Origin of the sequence: Ekhidna sp. (assembly GCF_963691765.1) — a bacterium.
Lineage (GTDB): Bacteria > Bacteroidota > Bacteroidia > Cytophagales > Cyclobacteriaceae > Ekhidna.
Genome location: NZ_OY829375.1, coordinates 1,427,324 through 1,450,848 on the forward strand (window position 1 = coordinate 1,427,324; position 23,525 = coordinate 1,450,848).

Annotated in this window: 18 protein-coding genes and 1 tRNA gene; 9 read left to right on the top strand and 10 right to left on the bottom strand. The window is 39.0% G+C overall.

Annotated elements, in window-relative coordinates; translation table 11 throughout:
• The first annotated feature begins 24 nt into the window (after nucleotides 1-24).
• From ACY650_RS06720 to ACY650_RS06730, 3 genes are read left to right on the top strand one after another with little or no spacing between them, the layout of a single operon-like run.
• Entirely contained in the window at nucleotides 25-2,514 is a 2,490-nt protein-coding gene (locus ACY650_RS06720) for a heme lyase CcmF/NrfE family subunit (RefSeq protein ID WP_462253025.1), read from the top strand.
• 37 nt (nucleotides 2,515-2,551) lie between these two features.
• On the top strand, nucleotides 2,552-3,277 hold the full coding sequence (locus ACY650_RS06725) for a Rossmann-like and DUF2520 domain-containing protein (protein ID WP_462253027.1): 726 nt from the start codon (nucleotides 2,552-2,554) through the stop codon (nucleotides 3,275-3,277).
• A complete protein-coding gene (locus ACY650_RS06730) occupies nucleotides 3,274-4,125 on the top strand; it encodes a geranylgeranylglycerol-phosphate geranylgeranyltransferase (protein ID WP_462253029.1) in 852 nt (283 codons plus the stop codon). Before ACY650_RS06725 ends, ACY650_RS06730 begins: the two co-directional genes overlap by 4 nt.
• On the opposite strand, the gene ACY650_RS06735 is transcribed toward ACY650_RS06730, so the two are convergent.
• The 3 genes from ACY650_RS06735 to ACY650_RS06745 form a co-directional block, all read right to left on the bottom strand.
• Nucleotides 4,122-4,634: a DUF456 domain-containing protein gene (locus ACY650_RS06735; protein ID WP_462253031.1), complete on the bottom strand. Its 513-nt coding sequence runs from the start codon at nucleotides 4,632-4,634 to the stop codon at nucleotides 4,122-4,124. The two genes, ACY650_RS06730 and ACY650_RS06735, sit on opposite strands and share 4 nt — an antisense overlap.
• Nucleotides 4,634-5,212, bottom strand: coding sequence for a GNAT family N-acetyltransferase (locus ACY650_RS06740; RefSeq protein WP_462253033.1), 579 nt, complete (start codon nucleotides 5,210-5,212; stop codon nucleotides 4,634-4,636). Before ACY650_RS06740 ends, ACY650_RS06735 begins: the two co-directional genes overlap by 1 nt.
• Before the next feature lie 82 nt (nucleotides 5,213-5,294).
• The gene (locus tag ACY650_RS06745; protein ID WP_462253035.1) at nucleotides 5,295-6,026 is read right to left on the bottom strand and encodes a DUF1223 domain-containing protein; all 732 of its coding nucleotides are present in this window, start codon (nucleotides 6,024-6,026) and stop codon (nucleotides 5,295-5,297) included.
• 104 nt (nucleotides 6,027-6,130) lie between these two features.
• Between ACY650_RS06745 and ACY650_RS06750 the strand changes: the two genes are divergently transcribed.
• Complete coding sequence (locus tag ACY650_RS06750; RefSeq protein ID WP_462253037.1) at nucleotides 6,131-6,490, top strand: diacylglycerol kinase; 360 nt, start codon at nucleotides 6,131-6,133, stop codon at nucleotides 6,488-6,490.
• Here ACY650_RS06750 and ACY650_RS06755 read toward each other — a convergent pair.
• The 5 genes from ACY650_RS06755 to ACY650_RS06775 form a co-directional block, all read right to left on the bottom strand.
• Nucleotides 6,487-7,647 (bottom strand): AIR synthase related protein, encoded by a 1,161-nt coding sequence (locus ACY650_RS06755; RefSeq protein WP_462253039.1) that lies wholly within the window; start codon nucleotides 7,645-7,647, stop codon nucleotides 6,487-6,489. The two genes, ACY650_RS06750 and ACY650_RS06755, sit on opposite strands and share 4 nt — an antisense overlap.
• Nucleotides 7,648-7,677: 30 nt before the next feature.
• Nucleotides 7,678-9,591 carry an OmpA family protein gene (locus tag ACY650_RS06760; RefSeq protein ID WP_462253041.1) on the bottom strand — a complete coding sequence of 638 codons (1,914 nt, stop codon included), beginning with the start codon at nucleotides 9,589-9,591 and terminating at the stop codon, nucleotides 7,678-7,680.
• A 140-nt stretch (nucleotides 9,592-9,731) separates the two neighbouring features.
• Nucleotides 9,732-10,217, bottom strand: coding sequence for a hypothetical protein (locus ACY650_RS06765; RefSeq protein ID WP_462253043.1), 486 nt, complete (start codon nucleotides 10,215-10,217; stop codon nucleotides 9,732-9,734).
• 1 nt (nucleotide 10,218) lies between these two features.
• Complete coding sequence (locus ACY650_RS06770; protein WP_462253045.1) at nucleotides 10,219-11,013, bottom strand: (Fe-S)-binding protein; 795 nt, start codon at nucleotides 11,011-11,013, stop codon at nucleotides 10,219-10,221.
• Entirely contained in the window at nucleotides 11,010-12,320 is a 1,311-nt protein-coding gene (locus ACY650_RS06775) for a 4Fe-4S dicluster domain-containing protein (protein ID WP_462253047.1), read from the bottom strand. Before ACY650_RS06775 ends, ACY650_RS06770 begins: the two co-directional genes overlap by 4 nt.
• An 83-nt stretch (nucleotides 12,321-12,403) precedes the next feature.
• On the opposite strand from ACY650_RS06775, the gene ACY650_RS06780 reads away from it, so the two are divergent.
• The 5 genes from ACY650_RS06780 to ACY650_RS06800 all read left to right on the top strand — a co-directional run bounded on the left by ACY650_RS06780 (nucleotide 12,404) and on the right by ACY650_RS06800 (nucleotide 20,792).
• Nucleotides 12,404-12,476: transfer RNA gene (locus tag ACY650_RS06780), tRNA-Phe, on the top strand.
• Between the two features lie 727 nt (nucleotides 12,477-13,203).
• Nucleotides 13,204-13,797: a TetR/AcrR family transcriptional regulator gene (locus tag ACY650_RS06785; RefSeq protein WP_462253048.1), complete on the top strand. Its 594-nt coding sequence runs from the start codon at nucleotides 13,204-13,206 to the stop codon at nucleotides 13,795-13,797.
• A 38-nt stretch (nucleotides 13,798-13,835) separates the two neighbouring features.
• On the top strand, nucleotides 13,836-14,738 hold the full coding sequence (locus ACY650_RS06790; RefSeq protein WP_462253050.1) for an alpha/beta hydrolase: 903 nt from the start codon (nucleotides 13,836-13,838) through the stop codon (nucleotides 14,736-14,738).
• A gap of 203 nt (nucleotides 14,739-14,941) precedes the next feature.
• Nucleotides 14,942-19,384, top strand: coding sequence for a glutamate synthase large subunit (gene gltB, locus ACY650_RS06795; RefSeq protein ID WP_462253052.1), 4,443 nt, complete (start codon nucleotides 14,942-14,944; stop codon nucleotides 19,382-19,384).
• 7 nt (nucleotides 19,385-19,391) lie between these two features.
• A complete protein-coding gene (locus tag ACY650_RS06800; protein ID WP_462253054.1) occupies nucleotides 19,392-20,792 on the top strand; it encodes a glutamate synthase subunit beta in 1,401 nt (466 codons plus the stop codon).
• On the opposite strand, the gene ACY650_RS06805 is transcribed toward ACY650_RS06800, so the two are convergent.
• Together ACY650_RS06805 and ACY650_RS06810 are read right to left on the bottom strand one after the other, a co-directional pair.
• Nucleotides 20,785-22,125 (bottom strand): ammonium transporter, encoded by a 1,341-nt coding sequence (locus tag ACY650_RS06805; RefSeq protein WP_462253056.1) that lies wholly within the window; start codon nucleotides 22,123-22,125, stop codon nucleotides 20,785-20,787. The two genes, ACY650_RS06800 and ACY650_RS06805, sit on opposite strands and share 8 nt — an antisense overlap.
• A gap of 259 nt (nucleotides 22,126-22,384) precedes the next feature.
• Nucleotides 22,385-23,467 (bottom strand): lactonase family protein, encoded by a 1,083-nt coding sequence (locus tag ACY650_RS06810; protein WP_462253058.1) that lies wholly within the window; start codon nucleotides 23,465-23,467, stop codon nucleotides 22,385-22,387.
• Nucleotides 23,468-23,525: the final 58 nt, after the last annotated feature.

Here is a 23,525-nt window from a genome sequence, read left to right on the forward strand (position 1 = left end):
TTTTGGCTAAAGTAGAGCCAGCATATGATACATTATTTCGAGGGACAATTAGGTCATGCGTTCGTCATTCTTGCGTTCGTAACAAGTTTGCTTTCAGCTTTTGCTTTTTTTAAAGGCAGAAATCAAGATCAGGAATGGACAGCTTTTGCTAGCAAAATCTTCTATGCACATGTAGTTGCAGTTGTTGGCATTATTGGCACACTGTTTTATTTGATTAATAATCACTACTTCGAGTATCATTATGTGTTCAGTCACAGCTCTAAGATTCTCCCTACATATTATCAGATTTCTTGTTTTTGGGAAGGCCAAGAAGGTTCTTTCTTACTCTGGATTTTCTGGAATGCCGTTTTAGGAATCATCTTGCTTAATACCAACAAATTTTGGAAGTCTCCAGTGATGTTTATCATGGCAGTAACTCAAGTTTTCCTTGTATCAATGATTTTGGGTGTTGTGGTATTCGATGTGAAGCTCGGTAGTTCCCCATTTATGCTGCTAAGAGAGGTTATTGATGCTCCAATCTTTAAAACAAATCCCAACTTTATTCCAGAAGATGGGAATGGACTAAATCCTTTACTTCAGAATTATTGGATGGTGATTCACCCTCCAACGCTATTTCTAGGATTCGCTACTACTGTTATTCCATTCGCCTATTGCTTAGGAGGATTGTTAATCGGTAAAAACAAGGAATGGATTCGACCAGCGCTCCCATGGGCTCAGTTCTCAGCTATGATTCTTGGGGTGGGTATTTTGATGGGCGCTTATTGGGCATATGAAACACTGAATTTCGGTGGATATTGGAATTGGGATCCAGTAGAAAATGCCATTTATGTGCCCTGGCTGGTATTAGTAGCTGCAATACATGTCATGATTGCTTATAAGAAGAGTGGATCAGCACTAAAGCTTTCATTGATATTGGTTGTTGCCTCATTCATTCTTGTTCTTTATGCTACATTTCTAACAAGAAGTGGAATCCTTGGCAATTCATCGGTTCACTCTTTTACGGATCTCGGACTTTCCGGACAGCTTCTTATATACTTATTCGCATTCATTGTCCTATCTATATTATTGATAGTAAAAAGGTGGAAAGAAATCCCGACCTCAGATGAGGAGACTTCAACTTATTCTAGAGAATTCTGGATTTTCATGGGAGCTGGAGTACTTGGACTGATGGCATTCCAAGTATTGCTTTATACATCGATGCCTGTATACAATAAGGTTGCAAGTCTTATTGGGTTTGAACTAAGCCTGGCACCTCCAACGGATATTTATGAGGCATACTCCTTACCTCAACTTATTCTTTCCGTGTTTTTGGCAATTCTTTCAGGTACTGGCCAGTTTTTTTGGTGGAAAAAAATGGACGGCAAGAAGCTCATGGATGAACTAAGAACGCCATTTATCATATCATTGATTATATCCGGCGCAATCATTTTAGCAGGAAGCATAACAGAGCCATTTTACTTGATTTTACTGATATCTTGTGTGTATTCCATTTGTGCCAATGCTAAGATTTTATTGGGTCTGGCCAAATCGAGTATCAAACTATCTGGAGGCTCTATAACCCACATTGGTGTTGCGCTAATGTTAGTTGGAATTCTTTTCTCTAGTGGGTACTCTACCATCCTTTCCACCAACTATACCACAATGGTCTGGAACTCTGATTTCCCAGAAGAAGTAAATAGAGATAACCTCTTGTTGTTCATCAACGAGCCTCGACAAATGAAAGAGTACTCGATGATTTATCGAGGAATTAGAAAAGAAACCAGAGAGGAAGGATACATTGATCAAAATGCACTAGCGCTAACTCCAGACCCATTGAAAGTGGTCAGAAAAAGTAACGGAGATACTTTAACTCTGATCAATCCAGAAAACAGCTACTTTGAAGTAGAGTATCACAAAGAGGAAGGCAAAGAGTTTACACTTTTTCCAAGAGTGCAGGTAAATAAATCAATGGACATGATTGTCTATTCACCTGACATTAGAAGAAATGCAAGTGCCGATATGTATACTCATGTGCGTGTATTTCCTGACCCAGAGCAGGAAATAGACTGGAGTCAGCCAAAAGAAGTTAAAGTAGATATCGGAGGTCAATTCTTCGTCAATGATTACGTAGCAACCCTGAAAAGAATGGAGCCAATTTCAGAAGTTAACGGCACTCCACTTTCAAACGGAGATGTAGCTGTCAAAGCGGTAATAGAAGTACAAGGTGAATATTCAAACTACACTACCGAACCAATTTTCTTAATTAGAAATCAGGAATTTGTAGGAAGAATTGACGATCAAGTAAATGATTTAGCATTTAGGATCTCCATACAAAATATTCTTCCTAAGGAAAATGCAGTTGTTTTGGCTTATCAAACTACCCAAAAGGATTGGATCATTATGGAGGCGGTAAAAAAGCCTTGGATCAACGTGCTTTGGATAGGCACATTCATGCTAGTAATTGGCTTTATCGTAGCCATTAGACGTAGATATCTTGAATTTATAAAAATGCGAGACAAAGGAGTAGAAGCATAAATTCACTTTTTGGGCTTTTATCTTCTATTTTTACTGTATGAGCAAGGTAGCAATCATTGGGTACGGAAATGTTGGCTATCATCTAGCTAATCGTATCTCCGCGAAACGTCACGAGGTTTCAATTTTTTCAAGAACACCGATTGAAGACAGTGTGCTTTCGATGGATCAGCTGGATCCAAATGATTTTGATATCATCATTTTAAGTGTGCCAGATGATATCATCAAAGAGGTTTCCGATCAGCTTGCCATTTCGGAAGCCATCGTTTTGCATACTTCCGGTTCCAATCCGATAGCAGACTTATCAAAACACGCAAAGCACGGTGTGATGTATCCATTACAGACATTTAGTACTACCAAGGAGATCGATTTTACATCATTTCCAATCTTCGTGGAAGGCTCAGATGAAGGTGAACGTGACATTTTTACTTTTGTCAGAAGTTTCAGCAATGACGTAAGGCTAATGACATCAACAAATCGTTCGAAGCTTCATTTAGCCGCTGTATTTGCATGCAACTTTAGCAATCACATGCTGCACTTGTCTGAAATATTACTCGCTGACTTAGACATGAGTTTTCAAGACATTCAACCATTAGTAGAAGAAACCTTGGAGAAAGCAGTAGAGTTGAATCCATCTAATTCTCAAACCGGACCAGCGGTAAGGGAAGATGATGACACTATTAATACTCATTTGAGTATGCTTAAGGATGAAAAATTGAAAAGCATATACCAAATGATTACCGACAGCATCCAAGATAAAAAGTGAGTTTTATCGTTAAGAATACTGTAGGTTTTTTGTTAGCGAGTCGTATTCCAAACTTGTTAGTTATAGGAATTACTCAATTTATCACCGCATATTATCTTTTAGATAAATCTTTAGAAAATCTCATTCAAATTGAGTTCCTAGTCTTCATTTTTAGTACCGGAATGATTGGTGCAGCGGGATACATAATCAATGACTATTTCGATCAAAAAATAGACATGGTTAATAGACCTGATAAAGTGATTGTAGGCACCACATTTAGAAGAAGACTTGCCTTGTTTTCACATATTGTATTAACCTTCTCAGGAATAGCACTCGGATTTCTAATAGATCCTGCCGTTGGGGTCATTCATATATTTTCTTCTGGTGCACTATGGACTTACAGTGTTATTATCAGAAGATGGGTGCTCTTAGGAACTCTTACCATAGCTTTTCTAACATGTCTTACATTGCTTTTAGTGATGGTATTTTTTCGAGAGTTCAATCTACTGGTAATAGCCTATGCGCTATTTGGATGTGTAACAATATTTATTCGTGAAAGTCTAAAAGATATAATTAGCGCCAAAGGGGAAGGACAATTTGGGATTCAATCCATCCCCATAGTATGGGGAGTCCGAGGTGCCAAACTAGTGATACTTCTAGCCGGAGCAGCTGGAGTAGGCCTACTTAGCTTTTACCTGCTATCCATTCCAAATTGGAATGTTAGGTACTTCTTCTTTGGTGTTCTAATTTTTGTTTTTTGGATAGCATATCGCCTGGTAAAAGCTGATAAAATGAGTGATTTTAGATCGGTAAAAACCTACATAGATATTTTGATTTTAGCAGGTCTAGTAAGCATGTTTTTAATCTAGAACATATCAATAATTGCGTTGACAGTAAATCCACCTACTTTCCACGCAATTACCCCTCCTAGTATAATTGAATAGAGGAGCTTAAGAGTGGTGGCTGCGACAAATCCCAAGAAAGATCCAAAACCTGATTTAAACGCTGACCTGATGCGGTTTCCGCCGTATAAATCTCCAATAATTGCTCCAAATAATGGTCCTAGAATAATTCCAAAGGGTATAGGAAGTAATATACCAGCAACCATTCCTATCATACCTCCGATCACCCCTGCCTTTGTGCCTCCAAACTTTTTAGTAGCCGCAACCGGAAGGACGTAATCGGCTATCGTTATGATCAACCCAATGATGCCCCAAACTACAAATGATGTAGTGCTAAACTCTGTATCGTTAGCAACAGCGTGAGTGCTTATCATAGCACAGTAAGTAAGAACAGGACCTGGTAAGGGAGGTAAAATTGAGAAAATAATCCCTCCAGCAATCAATAGCACAGAAAGGATAATTAGTAATGCTTCCATTATAGATCTTTAAAAATTGTTTCCTTGATTGTAGACCATTCAGATTTAATGATGCTGTAAACTACAGTATTTCTCCTTCGTCCACCCTGAGTAGAACGATGATTTCTTAAAGTACCATCATGCTTTGCTCCAATTTTTTCCATCGCTTTTCGAGATCTAATATTTTCTTCATCTGTCCTAAGCTCAAGTCTCTCCACTTCCATCACCTCAAATGCATGTCTTAGCATTAAGTACTTCATGCGTTTATTTAGGCCACTACCAATATATTTTTTTCCTAGCCATGTCCAGCCAATCTCAATACCATGCTCCTGCCAATCAATGTTCCCATAACTGGTGGCTCCTATTATCTCTCCGGTATCTTCTAACCTAACCGCGTAAGTCATTTTTGATTCTAGTTGGGTTTCTTCGAGTCTTTTTATCATCCAAGCTTCTAGAGCATCTGGATCCGTCAAGTCTTCAGTGTACCAAGTCCATATATCTGAATCAGAACTTAGCCTCCTCATTTGAAGGATATGATCCTTTGTGATAGGAATTAGTGAGATCTTATGATCGCTGAGAGTAACGTACCATTCCTTCATCGCCTTTTTGTTTTTAAAGAAAACGTAAAAGAGATGAATTCAGGATGGTTGTAAAAAGAATTTATGAAATATTAAGCTTGCTTTATTTCATTGAAGCGAAGCTAAATTTCTTAGCTCCGTTAATAGTCCAGCTATCGCTAGCTTGGGAATAAACAATTAAACTCGCATCCTCTTCTTTCAGACCTTCAGGAAGTTGCAGGGTAAACTTATTCTCTCTCCCGTCAAAACTTCTGGTATCAAAAGAACGCACAACGTTATCGTGTGAGAGTCTTCTTCCTCTATTCTCGCCACGTTTAACATCCTGAGCAAGGTTCTTTTCAACGATGGCAACATTGATTTGAGAATTAGTAGAATTCTTAGATTGAACTGTAAAAGAAAGAGCTGTACCAGTCTTTGATAAAATCGACACTTCCAGTTCTATCTGAGGGGTAGATTGACTTTCTAAATTTAGTGCTCTATACCATTCAGATCTGCTTGACCCTACAAATTCATGTTTGCCATTCACAATCATTTGTGGCGTATATATGGTGTTAAGGTTGAATTTTCTTCCATACGCTCTTTGCCTCAATGTATAATCACTGCTGGCATATGGATCTTTCCATCCGATATAGTCCCAATAGTCTACATGGAAAGACAAACCCAAAACCTCAACATCTTCATTTTGATCTGATACAATACTTGAAAGCAGTCTATCTGCTGGAGGACAACTTGAGCACCCTTCAGAGGTGAAAAGCTCAACAACCACCAGCGGTTTATCCTGACCGAATGAAACATAAGACAAAGAAGCAAACAGAACGATGTAAATAAATCTCATACCTTAAAATCGAGAAACTATTTTCGTTTGTTTACGATAAATGCAAATTGTTATCCATGTGTACTCAAAAAGACACTTTTTAGTCCCATTTAATAAAGAAAACTATGAGTTACATCCAAAAAAGACTTGCAAGCTTCTCCTATGCTCTACAGGGGATTTTGCAGATGCTTAAGTCAGAGCCAAATAGTAGAATTCATCTTTTAGCAACTATTGCAGCTGTTACAATAGGCGCATTCCTTGGTATCAACAGAATAGAGTGGGCAATAATAGCATTTGCCATCTCAAGTGTCTGGATCTGTGAATTATTTAATTCGTCAATTGAAGCACTTAGCGATAAGATTAGTCCAGAAAAAGATCCATTTATTAAAAAAGCCAAAGACTTTGGTGCCGCAGCCACCTTATTGGCAGCAGTCTTTGCCCTAGTTGCTGGAGCTCTTATTTTCTTACCTAAACTTTTCCTTTAGTATTCAAATACGCCGTGCTCGGACTGAATAATTAACTCCTTCTTATCCGACTCTTCAACCCTTCCAATTACTTGGGCATCTACATTAAAGGATCTAGAGATTTCTACAATTTCATCAGCAGATTCCTCAGCGACATAAATCTCCATTCTATGTCCCATATTGAATACTTTATACATCTCTTTCCAATCAGTTCCACTTTCTTCATGGATCATTCGGAATAGCGGTGGAATAGGAAGCATGTTGTCTTTCACCACTCTTACATTATCTACAAAATGTAAAACCTTGGTTTGCGCTCCACCACTGCAATGAACCATTCCGTGGATTTCTGAACGCAGCTCCTTCAAAATCGACTTAATTACTGGTCCATAAGTGCGTGTAGGAGAAAGTACAAGCTTACCTGCATCCAAGGGAGATCCATCTACTGAATCAGTCAATTTTTTTGAACCACTATAAACCAAATCTTTTGGAACACTAGGATCAAAAGACTCTGGATATTTTTCAGCATAAATTTTATTGAATACATCGTGACGAGCTGAGGTTAATCCATTACTACCCATACCCCCGTTATATTCTTTTTCATAGGTAGCCTGGCCATACGACGACATACCTACAATTAAGTCTCCAGGGCGAATGTTTTCATTATTGATAACATCTGCTCGCTTCATTCGGGCAGTCACCGTGCTATCAACAATAATGGTCTTCACTAAATCACCTACATCTGCGGTCTCACCTCCCGTAGATTTGATATTCACACCATTGTCTCGAAGCATTTGTAGCACTTCTTCTGTCCCATTAATGATTTCTGAGATTACCTCACCTGGTATTAAATTTTTATTTCTTCCAATCGTTGAAGAAAGAAGAATATTGTCCACCGACCCTACGCAAAGAAGGTCATCTACATTCATGATGATAGCATCTTGTGCTATTCCTTTCCAAACGCTTAGATCTCCGGTCTCTTTCCAGTAGAGATAGGCAAGAGAGGATTTGGTCCCTGCACCATCAGCATGCATAATAGTACAGTACTCCGGGTCTCCGGTAATATCTTCAACGATTTTGCAAAAAGCTTTTGGGTAGAGGCCTTTGTCTATATTCTTGATTGCCGAGTGGACATCCTCTTTATCTGCTGAAACCCCTCTTTGGGCATACCGATCAGTCATGCTGTTTTTTCTTGCAAAGAAAAAACTTTATCAGTTTCCATCACCCGAATCTTTAAAGAATCGATCGTATTCATCTACAGGTTCATCTGGAGGGAGCTCGTCATCCCTATCTCTAGGATTGTATCTTAATACTTTGAATTCAGTTCTTCTATTTCGCTGATGCTCTTCCTCTGTCTCAGCATTTTTAATGATTAATTGTGTTTCTCCATACCCTTTCGCTGTTATGCGTTTTGCATCAATTCCCTCATTGATGATATAGCTCACTGCAGACTGGGCTCTTTGTAGTGAAAGTCTAAGGTTATAATTATCGTCTGCTCGATTATCCGTATGAGATCCAAGCTCGATGAATATTTCAGGGTTATCATTCATTATTTGAACCAAACTATCAAGTACCAGGGCTGCATCAGGTCGAATGTTTGCCTTGTCCAAATCGTAATAAATATTTTCCAACACAATAGCTTTTTCCAAAACGATCGGATCCATCATGATCTTAGTTTCAAAATTCACGTCAGTGATGAACTCAGTAAGAGTCGTCTTATCCACTGTTTTACCAATCGTGGTAAAGTCTTTTCTAACAGTGAAATAATCTGTCTTTTCACTTATTAGATCATAGTGTTCCTCAGGATAAACTCTAAAATTGAAACTCCCATCTGCGCCAGTAAAAGCCTCATCTAGAACCTCACCATTATCAGTAGTCAAAGAAACTTTAGTATTTGGAAGAATAATTTCTTCGCCAGCGTCATCTGTTGTTACTGTAATACCCGTTAGGAAATAGTTGACCACTTTCAAATCCGGATCATCATTGATGAATGTATAGATATCATCATCCCCCTTTCCCCCTCTTCTATTGGAAGTGAAGAACCCTTTGGTCAAATTGAACTGATATAATCCGAAATCATCGGCTGATGAATTCATCGGTTTACCCAAGTTTTTCACTGTAACATGTCCACCTTCTCTAATAGCTTGAAAAATATCTAGTTTACCAAAACCCGCATGACCGTCTGAGGAGAAATAAAGGCTCCCATCTTTACTCACATATGGAAAAACATCATCGCCTGCACTATTAACCTCAGGGCCTAAATTCCTAACATCAACCCACCTTCCGCGTCGATTTACCTTAGCTTGATATAAATCCGCGCCTCCATAGCCTCCAGGTCTTGTTGAAGAAAAATAGAGCGTTGTTCCATCAGGAGAAAATGCTGGGGTAGAATCCCAAGCCTCAGCAACATTAATAGATAATGGAACCGGTTCTGACCATTTCCCATTTCTATATCGCGTGAAAAACAAGTTGACCTCACTATATCCTTTCGCTTTCCCATTGTTGCCTTTTGCAAAAATCATTGACGTGCCGTCCGGAGAAATAGCAACAGACCCTTCATTGGTATCAAGGTGATTAATAATTGGATCCAAAGGCCCTAATGTGCTTATTTTAACATTAGCTCCTTTAGAAGCGACCCGATAAATATCCGTGAAAGGTGTACCAGTAGTGCGATAAATCTTAGACACATCTCTATTTGAAGTAAAATAGAGGTAATTGCGGCTAAAAACTGGGGAATATTCAGCGCGTTCTGTATTTATATCCTGGAGATTTTTAACTCGATAGTAGCTTTCACGCTCATGCAAATCATCAATTTCTCTTAGGTTCTGAATTTCCTTTTCCGCTAAGGCCTTAATTTTTTCATTTCTTGCTCTCGGCACATAATTGTCAAGTACTTTTTGTGCTTCATCATATCTCTGCTCCACTTTCAAACCCTGCGCTAAATAAAGATTGGCTGCTTCATCAGTCGTCCCTTCTTTTATGGCTGCCTCATAAAACGGTATAGATTCAACCGGTCTGTTTGATTTCCGGTAAGCGTCGCCCACCATGATGTTTTCTTCAGGGGAATTCTTTTCGGGGGAGTCACCTAGTTTGGAGATTACCGCATCAAATTCAGCATTATTCATGCTTTTTTCAATGGAACATCCAAAAATTACCAAGGTGAAAAATAGATATTGTAACGCTCGCATACAGAAATAACGAAAATATTGCTCGGATGATTTATCCGAAATTAGTTAAACCTGAAACAAGAACCGAACTAAAAGCCCTATAGAAAAAATCTCTTAACCCATGTAGCACCGCTTTCCTTAAGCCATCGAGACTTAAATTCTGCCACGTTCTTTACGGTATTGTCGAAAACAAGCGTCTCTGGAGAGATTACATTCTCCTTTGCTTGCTCCTTTAGCTTATTAAATGGATACAAGTTGATTTTATCATTTTGCAAAAAAGCAACTTGACTTGTGGTCATAAAAGAAATGCCTAACTCTGACTGCAAGGCCTCAATCAAATGGACAGATGCATCGATACTACAGCCGCTAGCCTGACTGAATGACTCATCCACTGAAATCACCAAAAATTGATCATATTCTATTGTAAAGGAAGATTTTAAATCTTGACCATGAGCCTGCCATTGGCTCAAAAACTTCTCAGTATTAAACCGAACAAACTCCACTTCCTTATCAGTAAGTTTTCTTTCCGCTTGATAAATCCACAAGCGAGCCTCCTCTGGCATTTCGTTGAATGAAATAAGCATATCAATCCAAACCTTCAGATTCAGCTATGAGTTCCGCTAAATCCTTCACTTTTACAGAATCTTCCTTCTCCTTGTTTTTAACTCCATCTGCCATCATAGTCATACAAAATGGACAAGCAACAGCAATAGTATCCGCTTTAGTCTCTAACGCCTCCTCTGTTCGTTCGATGTTGACTTCTTTATTACCAGGTTCCGCATCCTTAAACATTTGCGCCCCTCCAGCGCCACAGCAAAGACCTTTTGTCTTACACCTCTTCATCTCTACGAGCTCAGCATCAAGAGCTTCTAAAACTGCTCTAGGAGCAGAATAAACATTGTTTGCACGCCCAAGAAAACATGAGTCATGATATGTGATCTTACGACCTTTAAATTCACCCCCTCCTTTTAATTCAACTTTACCATCATTGATTAATTCTTGCAAAAACTGAGAATGGTGTATTACGTCATAATTACCTCCCAATTCAGGGTATTCATTTTTCAAGGTATTGAAGCAATGCGGACAAGCTGTTACAATCTTTTGAATTTCATAGCCATTGAGAACTTGTATGTTGGCCATTGCTTGCATCTGAAAAAGAAATTCGTTGCCAGCTCTCCTTGCAGGATCTCCAGTACAAGTTTCTTCAGGACCAAGGACGGCAAATTTTACACCAACCTTATTCAATATTTTAACAAATGCCTTGGTGACATTTTTATATCTGTCATCATATGAACCCGCGCATCCAACCCAAAAAAGAACATCGGGCTTTTCTCCTTTTGCTACTAAATCCGCTACTGTAGGTATTTGTATTTCACTCATTTTCCTTCTTTTAATTCGTTTGACCAATTGAACCTGTCTTGAACCCCAAACTTCCATGGGGCAAAATTTGTCTCGACATTTTGGAACATAGCATTCCATGAATCAGGCGCTGCCGATTCCTCCATTGCCACATACCTCCTGGTTTGCAGGATGATATCCAGTGGGTTAATGTTTACAGGACAGGCTTCCACACAAGCATTGCAATTCGTGCAAGCATTAATTTCTTCTTTAGTAATGTAATCTCCAAGCAATGACTTACCATCATCTAAGCCATTCTTACCAACATCTTCCAGCCTGTCTCTGGTATCCATCATAATTTTTCGTGGCGACAATTTCTTACCAGTCAAATTGGCCGGGCATTCAGATGTACATCTACCGCATTCCGTACAGGAATAAGCGTCCATCAAATTTTTCCATGTTAAGTCATTCACATCTTTAGCTCCAAAACGCATCCCTTCGGGAGGTGGTGTAGAGTCACCTTCAACCGGCATTCCCAACATTATTTTGACCTCATTGGTGATTTCATTCATGTTGTTCATCTTACCCTTCGGCTCTAGTCGGCCATAGTAGGTGTTCGGAAATGCAAGAAAAATGTGCAAATGCTTTGAATAAGTTACATAAAGGGCAAAAGCAAATATTCCGACGATGTGAAACCACCATGCAGCTCGCTCAATTAACACCAAGGTTGAGTCATCAAATTGTGACATCCACCCAAACATTGTAGAACTAAAAAAGAAAGACCCTGTTAGCGCATAATGATCTGCACCTCGTTGTTGCAAAATCTGATCTGCACCGTTCATTCCCAATATCGCAATCATTAAAAGTGTTTCAATCACGAGTATTAGGTTCGCATCTAATGATGGCCAGCCAACCATTTCTATTTTCTTGAATCGATTGATTCTTAAAACGTTTCTTCTAACTAGGAACACCACGCAAGAAAAAATTACACCTAGAGCAAGGAATTCAAAGAAATTTATCATTCCGGTATAAACACTACCTAGAATCGGTGCTGCCACTCTGTGAGTTCCAAAGAGCCCATCAATGATGATTTCAAGTACTTCAATATTTATGAGCACAAACCCGACATAAATGAGCAAATGCAAAAAAGCTGGGATTGGACGCTTAAACATCTTCTTCTGACCGAATGCAACTAAAAACATGTTTTTTAATCGCTCATTTTTATTACCAGTGAGGTCAACTTCTTTTCCAAGCTTAATATTCTTAGAAATCTGCGAAATTCTGCGATAAATGAGGAATCCGAAGAATCCAAGGATCAGTATAAATACGATTTGAGGGATATATTCCATAATACTTTAAAAAAATCTTCTACGAACTTCAATTTATATTTTGCCTTTTCAAAGAAATACCTAGTTTTGCCAACCCAAAATTTGGTGCTGTAGCTCAGTTGGTAGAGCATCGGACTGAAAATCCGTGAGTCGGTGGTTCGAATCCACTCAGCACCACTTTTTACCAAGCCACTCTTTTTAGGGTGGCTTTTTTTATGCCTTAACCCTAATGCTTCCCCATTGAGTCGGTGGCTGGTACGCCAGCCCGGTCGAATCCACTCAGCACCACTTTTTACCAAGCCACTCTTTTCAGGGTGGCTTTTTTTATGCCTTAACCCTAATGCTTCCCCATTGAGTCGATGGCTGGTACGCCAGCCCGGTCGAATCCACTCAGCAGCACTTTTTACTAAGCCACTCTTTTTAGGGTGGCTTTTTTTATGCCTTAACCCTAATGCTTCCCCATTGAGTCGGTGGCTGGTACGCCAGCCCGGTCGAATCCACTCAGCACCACTTTTTACCAAGCCACTCTTTTCAGGGTGGCTTTTTTTATGCCTTAACCCTAATGCTTCCCCATTGAGTCGATGGCTGGTACGCCAGCCCGGTCGAATCCACTCAGCAGCACTTTTTACTAAGCCACTCTTTTTAGGGTGGCTTTTTTTATGCCTTAACCCTAACATCCACTCATATCGAACCCACTCAACACCAGCAACTAAAGATAATCCCATCTTACTTCTGAAAATAGGTTTTTTTCTTTTTTGGACTTGAGGCAAGGATACAATCATTTCTAAGTGATTCTTGAGTCTCGAAGATATATTAATTCTTCAATTTAGTATGCATGCATACTATTTTTAGAAACCTTTTAAATAAGCTTTCGTTTTAATATACCGATCGGTATATTTGCGATATGAGTCGAAATCCAGAATTAACCAGACAATTAATAATAGATAAAGCACTTCCCATTTTTAATACTAAGGGATATGCTGCGGCTTCTATATCTGACATAACAGCAGCTACTGGGATTACGAAGGGAGCGATTTATGGGAATTTTAAAAATAAAGACGAAGTAGCAACCGCAGCTTTTGAAAAGGGAGTTGAAATTGTTGCTACCGAAATCGGTAAAAGAGTCCGAAAGGAAAAAACTGCTCCTGATAAGCTTAAAGCTATTGTGGAATTCTATCAGGAGTATATAAAGGAGCCTCCGATTCCAGGTGGATGCCCCGTGATGAATTCGTCGATTGAGGCAGATGATAGCTTGCCATTCTTACGATCAAAAGTGATTAGATCAATTGCTCTATTGAAAGACTCTTTAATCAAAATGGTAAATAGAGGAATTCTTGAAAGACAAATAAAACGTGATGTTGATGCAGAAGAGTTTGCGAATTTTTTCTATTCCGTCATTGAAGGAGTAACATCATTATCAAGAATTGAAGGTGATGGTAGATCATTCGCGTTTGTGAAAAAATTTGTGATAAAACAGATTGAAGAAATATCCATTTAAAAAAATTTAGTCATTAAAATACCAATCGGTATATTGCTATGGTAACACATATTGAAGTAAAAGGAGAAGACATTAGTCGTCCATCTGAGCGTCCACCAAAGACCAATTGGAAAGTTGAGCTTATAAAAAAGGGTTTGGGTGTATTACAACACGCTTCTCCAAAAAAGTCGGCTGAGATTATCTGGCATTATTTTACGCTGCCTGGTCGAGTCGGATATACTGAGCCACAAAAAAGTATATTAAAGTCAGCTGAAAGCTTCCAACACAGTTACCAAGGTGACTTGATTAAATCTTATAAATGGGGTGACTCTGAGAAAAAAATACTACTCTGCCATGGTTGGAGATCTAAGGCAGCTGATTTCAGGAGAATGATTAATTCTTTTGTAGAAATGGGATATCAAGTAGAGGCTGTAGACATGCGTGCTCATGGAAAGTCAGAGGGAAAGCATACAGCACTGCCTGAATTTAGAGACATTCTCAAACAACATATTGCAAAAAATGGACCTTATGAGACAATAATTGCTCATTCTATTGGAGCATTAGGTGTGGGAATTGCATTAAGTGAACTAGGTGAAGCACTTCATCCTAAAAACTACTTTGCAATATCGGCACCACCTTATGTAAGATATTTTTTCAAAGACATTGTTAGTGAAGTGGGATGCAATGAATCAGTATATCGATCTATGTGTGGTCTTGTTAAAGAAAGATATCATCAACCGATAGACTACTTTGATTTACGAATAAAGGCCAATCAACTTAAGAATATAAATACTCACTTATTCTACTGTGAAGATGATCAAATTGTCCCCTTTGCTAAGGGGGAAGAACTTGAAAAATCTTGGACACATGCATCCTTCGTGCATGTGAAAGGACTTGGACATTATAAAATCATGGCTAATGAGTCTATTATAAGTTATATAGTCAATGCTATAAAGAAATAACCGTTCTGTTGCGGCATTTAAAATGTCATTCTTGATTATTTGAAATTTCGCAAAAACAACTACCATAGACATTGATTATTGAATATTATTCAATAAAAGGTATATTATATTGTATTTATTGTAATTAACAATTAAATATTTTAATAAATTATCAATGAAATGATGATTTGACACTATCTTCAACAACTTTTTTTAGACGAAAGATGGGAAGAGAATATCAATCATTATATGTTCCTGAGCTTGAACATGATGCTTGCGGAATAGGGTTTGTCGCAAATATCAATCGCGATAGATCATACCAAATAGTAACAGATGCGATTCTTATGTTGGAAAACATGGAGCATCGTGGCGGAGTTGGCGCTGAACCTGAGACAGGTGATGGTGCTGGGATAATGACCGAGATTCCATATGATTTTTTTGATAAAGAATTAAAGGAAAAACGATCAGAACTAACCCCAAGATCCTACGGGGTTGGAATGTTATTCTTACCAAAACCTAGGTGGGAAGAGTGCCTGGATCATCTCAAGAACTTACTCAAAGAATTGGGTTTCGATCTTTTTCATGTTAGGCATGTGCCTGTTGATAGCCTCTTTGTTGGTCCTACAGCAAGAGAAAATGAACCTATCATCATTCAGATATTTCTAAAACACGGAGATTTAGCCGAAAAAGAGCTCGAACGCAAGCTCTACATTTTGAATAAGGTTGCCACAAAGCACTTATCTGCTACCTTCCAGGATTTCTACATTTCTTCCTTATCCTGCTATAAGATTGTTTATAAAGGTCAATTAAGAACAGATCAGTTAAAGCAATACTACTTAGATCTACAAAATCCAGAGTTTAAGTCTGCTTTTGCAATTATTCATTCACGGTTTTCTACAAATACGTTTCCAAGGTGGAGCTTGGCTCAACCATTTAGATTTCTAGCTCATAATGGTGAAATAAATACCATCCGAGGTAATGTGAATAAAATGAATGGAAAGTCTGCTTTATTAAAGTCAGATGTTTTTACTGAAGATGAAATCGAAAAACTTTTACCTATTTGTAATCCGGATTTTTCAGATTCTGCCAATCTGGATGAGCTTGTAGAGTTATTGGTAATGGCAGGAAGATCCCTTCCACATGCACTTATGATGTTAGTTCCTGAAACCTGGCAGTACAATAAGAGCATGGACGAACACACAAAGGCCTTCTATAAGTATAATGCATCTATTATGGAGCCTTGGGATGGACCAGCTGCATTATGCTTCACTGATGGAGATGTAATTGGCGCCACCTTGGACAGAAATGGACTGAGGCCATGCAGATACTCAGTTACTTTTGATGGTAGACTGATTGTTTCTAGTGAAACTGGTGCTCTACCTGTAGATCAGAAAATGATTAAGGAAAAAGGTCGATTGCAACCAGGTAAAATGATTGTGGCAGATCTGGAAAATGGCATCATAAAATTTGATTCGGATATTAAAAATGAGATTGCGAAATCCAAGCCCTATCTCAATTGGATAAGAAAACATCGAATCAAGCTTCGTTTTCTACCTGGACCATTTACTGATCCCACCTTTCATAATGAAGATCAAGTAGGAACTTTACAGCGTGCAAATGGATGGAGTAAAAAAGCGATTGATCAAATTTTAATTCCAATGTGTGAGCAGGGTAAAGAACCCATTGGAAGTATGGGGCTCGAAATTCCTTTGGCAGCACTTAGCAACAAATCACAGCATCCGGCTAACTTCCTTAAGCAATTTTTTGCCCAGGTAAGCAACCCACCAATCGATCCAATCAGAGAACGAATGGTAATGTCTTTGTTTACACGTCTTGGTGAAGGAGCCAATATATTATCCGAAGATCCAGAACACTGTCATCAAATACACATTACGCGACCTGTGCTCCGTCCAGATACTTTTCAAAAAGTGCTTGAGCTAACCAATCAAGGATTCTCGCACCATATCCTGAAATGCACATTTCGTGAGGAAGAAACATTAGAATCAGCGATCAATAGAATATGCAAAGAAGCCGAAGAGGCGGTTTTATCCGATGCCAAGATCCTAATCATAAGTGATGCATCTCAAGACGAAGAAAACTTGCCAATCCCATCTCTATTTGCTCTTGGGGCCATTCAACATCACCTAACAGACAAAAAGATTCGAGCTAAAACAAGCTTGATAGTTCATGCGGCAGATGTAATAGAGGTACATCACATCGCAACTTTAATTGGCTATGGTGCAAGTGCAGTAATGCCGTATCTCGCATTTAGTCAAGTAAATCTCCATGCAAAATCTAAAGATTTAGACTTCAATGTGCTTTCTGACAATTACGCAAAAGCCATCGGGAAGGGGCTATTGAAAGTAATGTCCAAAATGGGTATTTCAACATTGCAATCTTATCAAGGAGCCCAAATATTCGAAGCAATTGGCCTTTCTTCAACTGTAATAAATAGGTGTTTCAAAGGAACGATATCAAGAATTGAGGGGAATGATTTTACACACTTTGAAGAGGGGATTCGTGATAATCATGAAAATGCATATTCATCGAACACACTTGAACATGGTGGAGTCTATAGCTGGCGCAGGGATCAGGAGAAACATTTAATAGACCCTGAGACTATTCATTTGCTCCAAAAGGCAACGAAGCTTAAAGATTATTCGCTCTATAAGAAATATGCTTCTAGGATTAGTAATTCTGAAAAGGGATATTTTAATATTAGACACCTTTTATCCTTCAAAGAGCGAATTGCAATTCCAATAGAATCAGTTGAGCCCGAAGAAAATATTCTTAAACGATTTGCTACAGGCGCCATGTCATTTGGTTCTATTTCCCACGAAGCTCATACTACTTTGGCCATTGCGATGAATCGAATTGGCGGAAAAAGTAATAGCGGTGAAGGCGGTGAAGATCCCAGTCGATTTATACCAAAAGAAAATGGAGACCTGGAGAAATCAAGAATCAAACAGGTCGCTTCTGGAAGGTTTGGTGTTACATCGCATTACTTAAATAATGCGGATGAAATACAAATCAAAATCGCACAAGGGGCAAAACCTGGAGAAGGTGGACAGCTGCCAGGACATAAAGTAAACAAGTGGATAGCTAAAGTACGTATGTCTACTCCGGGAGTAGATCTTATCTCCCCTCCACCACATCATGATATCTATTCAATAGAGGATCTTGCACAACTAATCTTTGATTTAAAAAATGCGAATCCCGATGCACGAATAAACGTGAAGCTAGTAGCTCAAGCCGGTGTTGGAACTATTGCAGCTGGTGTTGCAAAAGGATTTGCAGATGCAATTTTAGTATCTGGAGCAGATGGCGGTACAGGAGCATCGCCACTTAGTTCTATTAGACATGCTGGTCTTCCTTGGGAAATGGGGCTGTCCGAAGCACAACAGACATTGGTAAAAAACAAACTCAGAAGTCGTGTTGTCTTGCAGTCTGACGGTAAAATGATGACCGGTAGAGACATAGCAATAGCTACACTGCTAGGAGCCGAAGAATGGGGTGTATCTACTGCCGCTCTTATCGCCGAAGGCTGTATCATGATGAGAAAATGCCACCTCAATACATGTCCGGTTGGGATTGCAACACAAGATGAAAATCTTCGAAAGCTATTTACCGGAGATCCAGAAGATGTGATCACGCTCTTTAGATTTATGGCACGAGAGCTGAGAGAAATCATGGCTGGCCTTGGATTCAAGACCATCAATGAGATGGTAGGCCAAAATCAAATCCTAGAACAAAATCTAAACATCGATTCTCGCGGATTAGACCTTTCCCCAATTCTTCATCACGAACTAACCAACGACACCATGTATAGATCGAGAGAACAAAAATCTCTCATAGATACAGTACTCGACAATAAAATATGGGATGATGTTAAAGAGGAACTTGATAAGGGATTTGTAGCTGCATATGAATACGAAATTAGAAATACAGACAGATCGACTGGAGCAATCATCTCTAGTCATATTTCTAAAAGTTATGGTGCAGAAGGTTTGCCTACGACCTTACTGAAAATAAAATTCAAAGGCCCAGCAGGTCAAAGCTTTGGAGCATTTTTAGCACCGGGAATCAAATTTATCCTAGAAGGTGCGGCAAATGATTATGTAGGGAAAGGACTTTCGGGAGGAAGAATAATCATTCACCCTCAAAGAAATGTCCGTTTCAGGGCCAGAGAAAACACTATCATCGGAAATGTTGCATTATACGGCGCAACTAGTGGAGAGTGCTACATTAACGGTATCGCTGGAGAGCGATTTGCCGTGAGAAATTCTGGTGCCAAGGCAGTAGTCGAAGGAGTCGGTGACCATGGCTGCGAATATATGACTGGCGGGACTGTGCTCGTACTTGGTAAAACGGGTAAAAACTTTGCTGCAGGTATGAGCGGCGGGATCGCATATGTGCTAGATGTTGATGGAGAGCTTAGCAAAAACTGTAACATGGAAATGGTCATTTTTGACCGACTAGATAGTGAGGATTTGACGATCATCAAGACGCTTTTAGTGAATCACTTAAGGCACACATCCAGTAGTCTTGCACAAGAAATTCTACTTGATTGGGATAGGTATTTGAATCATTTGGTGAAAGTGATTCCAACCCAATATAAGGACATCAGAGAGGCTCAATTAAATATTCCAATGACACCTGTTTACTAAAAAGATTATGGGAAAACCAACAGGATTTATCGAGTTTGAAAGGGAATTGCCAGGCAATCAACCTGTCGCTGATCGTATTACGAAATATGCAGAGTTTGAAATGGAATTTCCAGAAGCTAAAACAACAGAACAGGCCGCTAGATGCATGGACTGTGGAGTCCCATTTTGTCATTCCGGATGTCCTTTAGGCAATAAGATCCCTGATTTCAACGATGCGGTTTATAGGAATGAATGGAAGGAAGCATACCAAATACTGAAGTCAACAAACAACTTCCCAGAGTTTACTGGGAGAATTTGTCCTGCTCCTTGCGAAGGTTCATGCGTGTTAGGCATCAATCAAAGCCCTGTGGCTATTGAACACATAGAAAAAAGCATTGCTGAAAAAGCATTTGAAATGGGATGGGAAACCATCAAAACTCCAAGTCATAAAACAGGAAAAAAAGTAGCAATAGTTGGGTCAGGTCCGGCTGGTCTTGCTGCAGCAGATCTTCTAAATCAAAAAGGGCATGATGTAACAGTTTTTGAAAGAGACGAGGAAGTTGGTGGGCTATTGAGATTTGGAATTCCTGACTTCAAATTAGACAAATCTATTGTTCGAAGAAGGGTAGATTTATTAGAGAGTGAAGGTATAACCTTCAAAACCAATACAAATGTTGGTGTTGACATAAAGGCAGATACTTTGCTGAAAAAATTCGACGCCATCTTACTTTCTGGCGGGAGTACTATACCTAGAGATATTCCTATTAAGGGGCGCGATCTTGAGGGAGTACATTTTGCAATGGAATTTCTAACTCAACAGAACCGCGAAGTAGCAGGGGCTACTTTCAACAGCGATAAGATCTCAGCCAATAAAAAAGAAGTGATTGTAATTGGTGGCGGTGACACTGGTTCAGATTGTGTGGGAACAAGCATTAGACATGAGGCAACATCTGTTCTCCAAATTGAAATTATGGATAAACCTCCTCTTGATCGATCCGAAAATAATCCTTGGCCTGAGTGGCCTATGGTGTTACGAACTTCTACATCTCATGAAGAAGGTTGCGAAAGAGAATGGGCTGTGCTCACAAAAGAATTTATAGGGAAGAAAGGAAAACTGACCGGACTGAAAGTAGTAGATGTTGCTTTCAAAGAAGGTAAACTGGAAGAAATTAGTGATTCAGAAAGAATAATTCCCGCACAGCTTGCGCTAATAGCAGCAGGATTCATCCACCCACAAAAAGAAGGCTTGCTGGCACAACTGAAAGTTACACTCGATGAAAGAGGAAATGTCGAAACTTCCGATTTCAGAGCTAGCATAGATAAAGTATTTGCAGCTGGTGATATGCGAAGAGGTCAATCCCTAGTAGTATGGGCCATTGCTGAAGGCCGAAAGGCAGCTTCAGCAATGGACAAGTATCTTGCTAGCTAGGTTTAGCTACCAAATTAGCCACCATTTCTTTTTCAATAGCCATGTGCTGTTCTCCATGGTATCCAATATCCATGCCTTCCAGCTCAAGGTCTTCAGTAATCCTACCACCTTTAGTGAATAGGGCTACTAGTTTAAACACTACAAAAGTTCCAACACCAGAATAAAGTACTGTTGCAACAACAGATTTCAGCTGAATCAAAAATTGACTTGGATTCCCATAAAGTACTCCAGATGAAGATGGATCAATGGCAGGATTAGCCAAAATTCCTGTAAGTAATGCACCAGCAATTCCGACCAAACCGTGCATCCCGAAAGCATCTAATGTGTCATCATGACCAAAATAATCTTTAAGTTTTACTACCCCCAGATAACCTACAACGCTACCGATAGAACCCAATATCAATGCTCCAGACACATCTACATATCCTGCGGCCGGAGTAATACAAACCAAGCCAGATATTGCTCCAGAGGCTACTCCAATTAAAGTAGGCTTTTTAATGATTAACATTTCAATCAATAGCCATACAACGCCTCCGGCGCATGCCGCAACATTTGTAACTAATAGTGCACTCGCAGCAGAAGCATTTGCTCCATATGCGCTACCACCATTGAATCCAAACCAACCAAACCACAATAATGCGGAACCCAGAATCATGAACTTAATTGACGATGGCTTTCTTTCTTCATGCAAATTGACACGCCTACCTACAAGCAAGGCCAAGACAAGACCAGAGACACCGGCATTGATGTGAATCACAGTACCTCCTGCAAAATCAAGATCACCATGCAAAAAACCTTCTGAGCCCCAAACCCAATGACATATCGGAGCATAGACAACGATGACCCAAAGCATTGAAAACCACATCCAAGTAGAAAACCTAATTCGCTCAATCACAGATCCACTCACGATAGCTAAAGCAATAGCTGCGAAAGTCCCTTGAAAAGCAACATCTAACAGCTTAGGGATATTGGCGCCCTCCACTAGATCAGTAACGTTGATGCCATTTAAAAACAAGTAATCAAGACCACCAACAAAGCCATTTCCAGGCGCAAAGGCTAAAGAGTAGCCAACTACCACCCAAACCAGAGATCCAATTAGATAAGCTACGTAACTCATTCCAACTGTGTTAAGTACACTTTTGCTTTGAGTAAGACCTCCATAGAATAGTGCCAGACCCGCTGGTGTCATTAACATCACCAATGCTGTTGACATCAACATCCAAGCAGTATTTCCTGTATCTATCGAAGCACCATCTTGTCCAAAAGCAAACGTGGGGATGACTAACGTGATAATTACGAGAAGCAAAACCTTTCTAATTGCAGAATTTTTCATAATTGTGGTTTATAAATGAACCTACAATTTAAGTATTTGCATAAAAAATTAGTTTTCAGGGTTAATTTTTATCCTTTATTCAATGAATTTTTGTAATTCATTGAATATACTATTGAATTTTAACCCATAAATTGAAAATTATCGAATTTTAGTATTCGAATTTTGAAATAATTGCAGAAGTAAAAATGAAGGCTACTTAACGCCTTTAATAGTTATCTGGGATAACTAGCATCATTCACATTTCGCCCAATAATTGTTCTTACGTTCGAAACACAAGTAAGCCATTTTCACCTACAACATATAAGTGTTGTCCGTCGGGGGAAAGTACCATGTCTCTGAAAATCAGTTGATCGTCTGATACTCTAGAGTCAGATTCTCCTGTATACTCAGAATTTAAAGTCAATTCGCTATTCCCAGGATCGATATCTAATGTTACAATTGTTCGGTACAACGAAGCTCCATATATCATATACATTTGATCCTCATATTCATTTAGGATTATTGACTCAGTATAGTAAGGTAAGTTTCTGACATATTTCAAATCTTTATCGGATTGAGCCCTATATATCGATACACCCAAGCTTATACTATACACATAGATAAATGGGTTTTTTTTCGAAATCAAAATCTTGTCAGGTTCTCCATCATCAACTCCCATCCCTTTCTTAATAACCTTCTGAAATTGAAGATCACCATTTTCTAAAAAATTAAATGAAATCATCAAATTTTTCCTCGGTGATGTGAAATATGCAGATTTATTGTTTGCTGAAAAAGCTATGTTGTTACCCCAATCCCAGTCATTAAATTTCCCTTTGGTATGCGAACGAGTATCAATTAGTGATAACTCTCCTGTGCTGGCGTTCCGTCGGAATGTAGAAATTGCTTCTGAAAACGATCCTGGAACGTATAGAAATTGATCATCAGCACTGAGACTTAAATACTCCATCCCATTAGTTTCTGAAAGGTGACTTCTTTTACAATCAAATATTCCTATTGACTCAAGAAAACCTGATTCATCAATTCTGTAAGCTAACAATGAGCCTGATTGACAAATGGTGTATAATGATTTCCCGTCTTTGCTTAATTCAAGCTGTAAAGAACTGCACGGAAGAGATAAGGTCTGTTTTTGAATCAGAGAACCTGATTCAGTATTTCTATCGAATACAGTTATAACATCTGTTAAACGTGCTAAAACAAATAGTTTTTTACCGTCCGGACTCATTTTAATTGAGCGACCTCCGTAGAGTTCAGCGATATCATCAACTGTATGAAGTTCAATCAATTTTAATTGAGAAAAAGCAATTGAGGGAAAAACAAAAAATAGCAATAAGGTTAGTTTCATGAGTGATTAGTGAAGCAATGAAAATACTTCTTGGGTAATTAGGTTGTCAAATAGATTA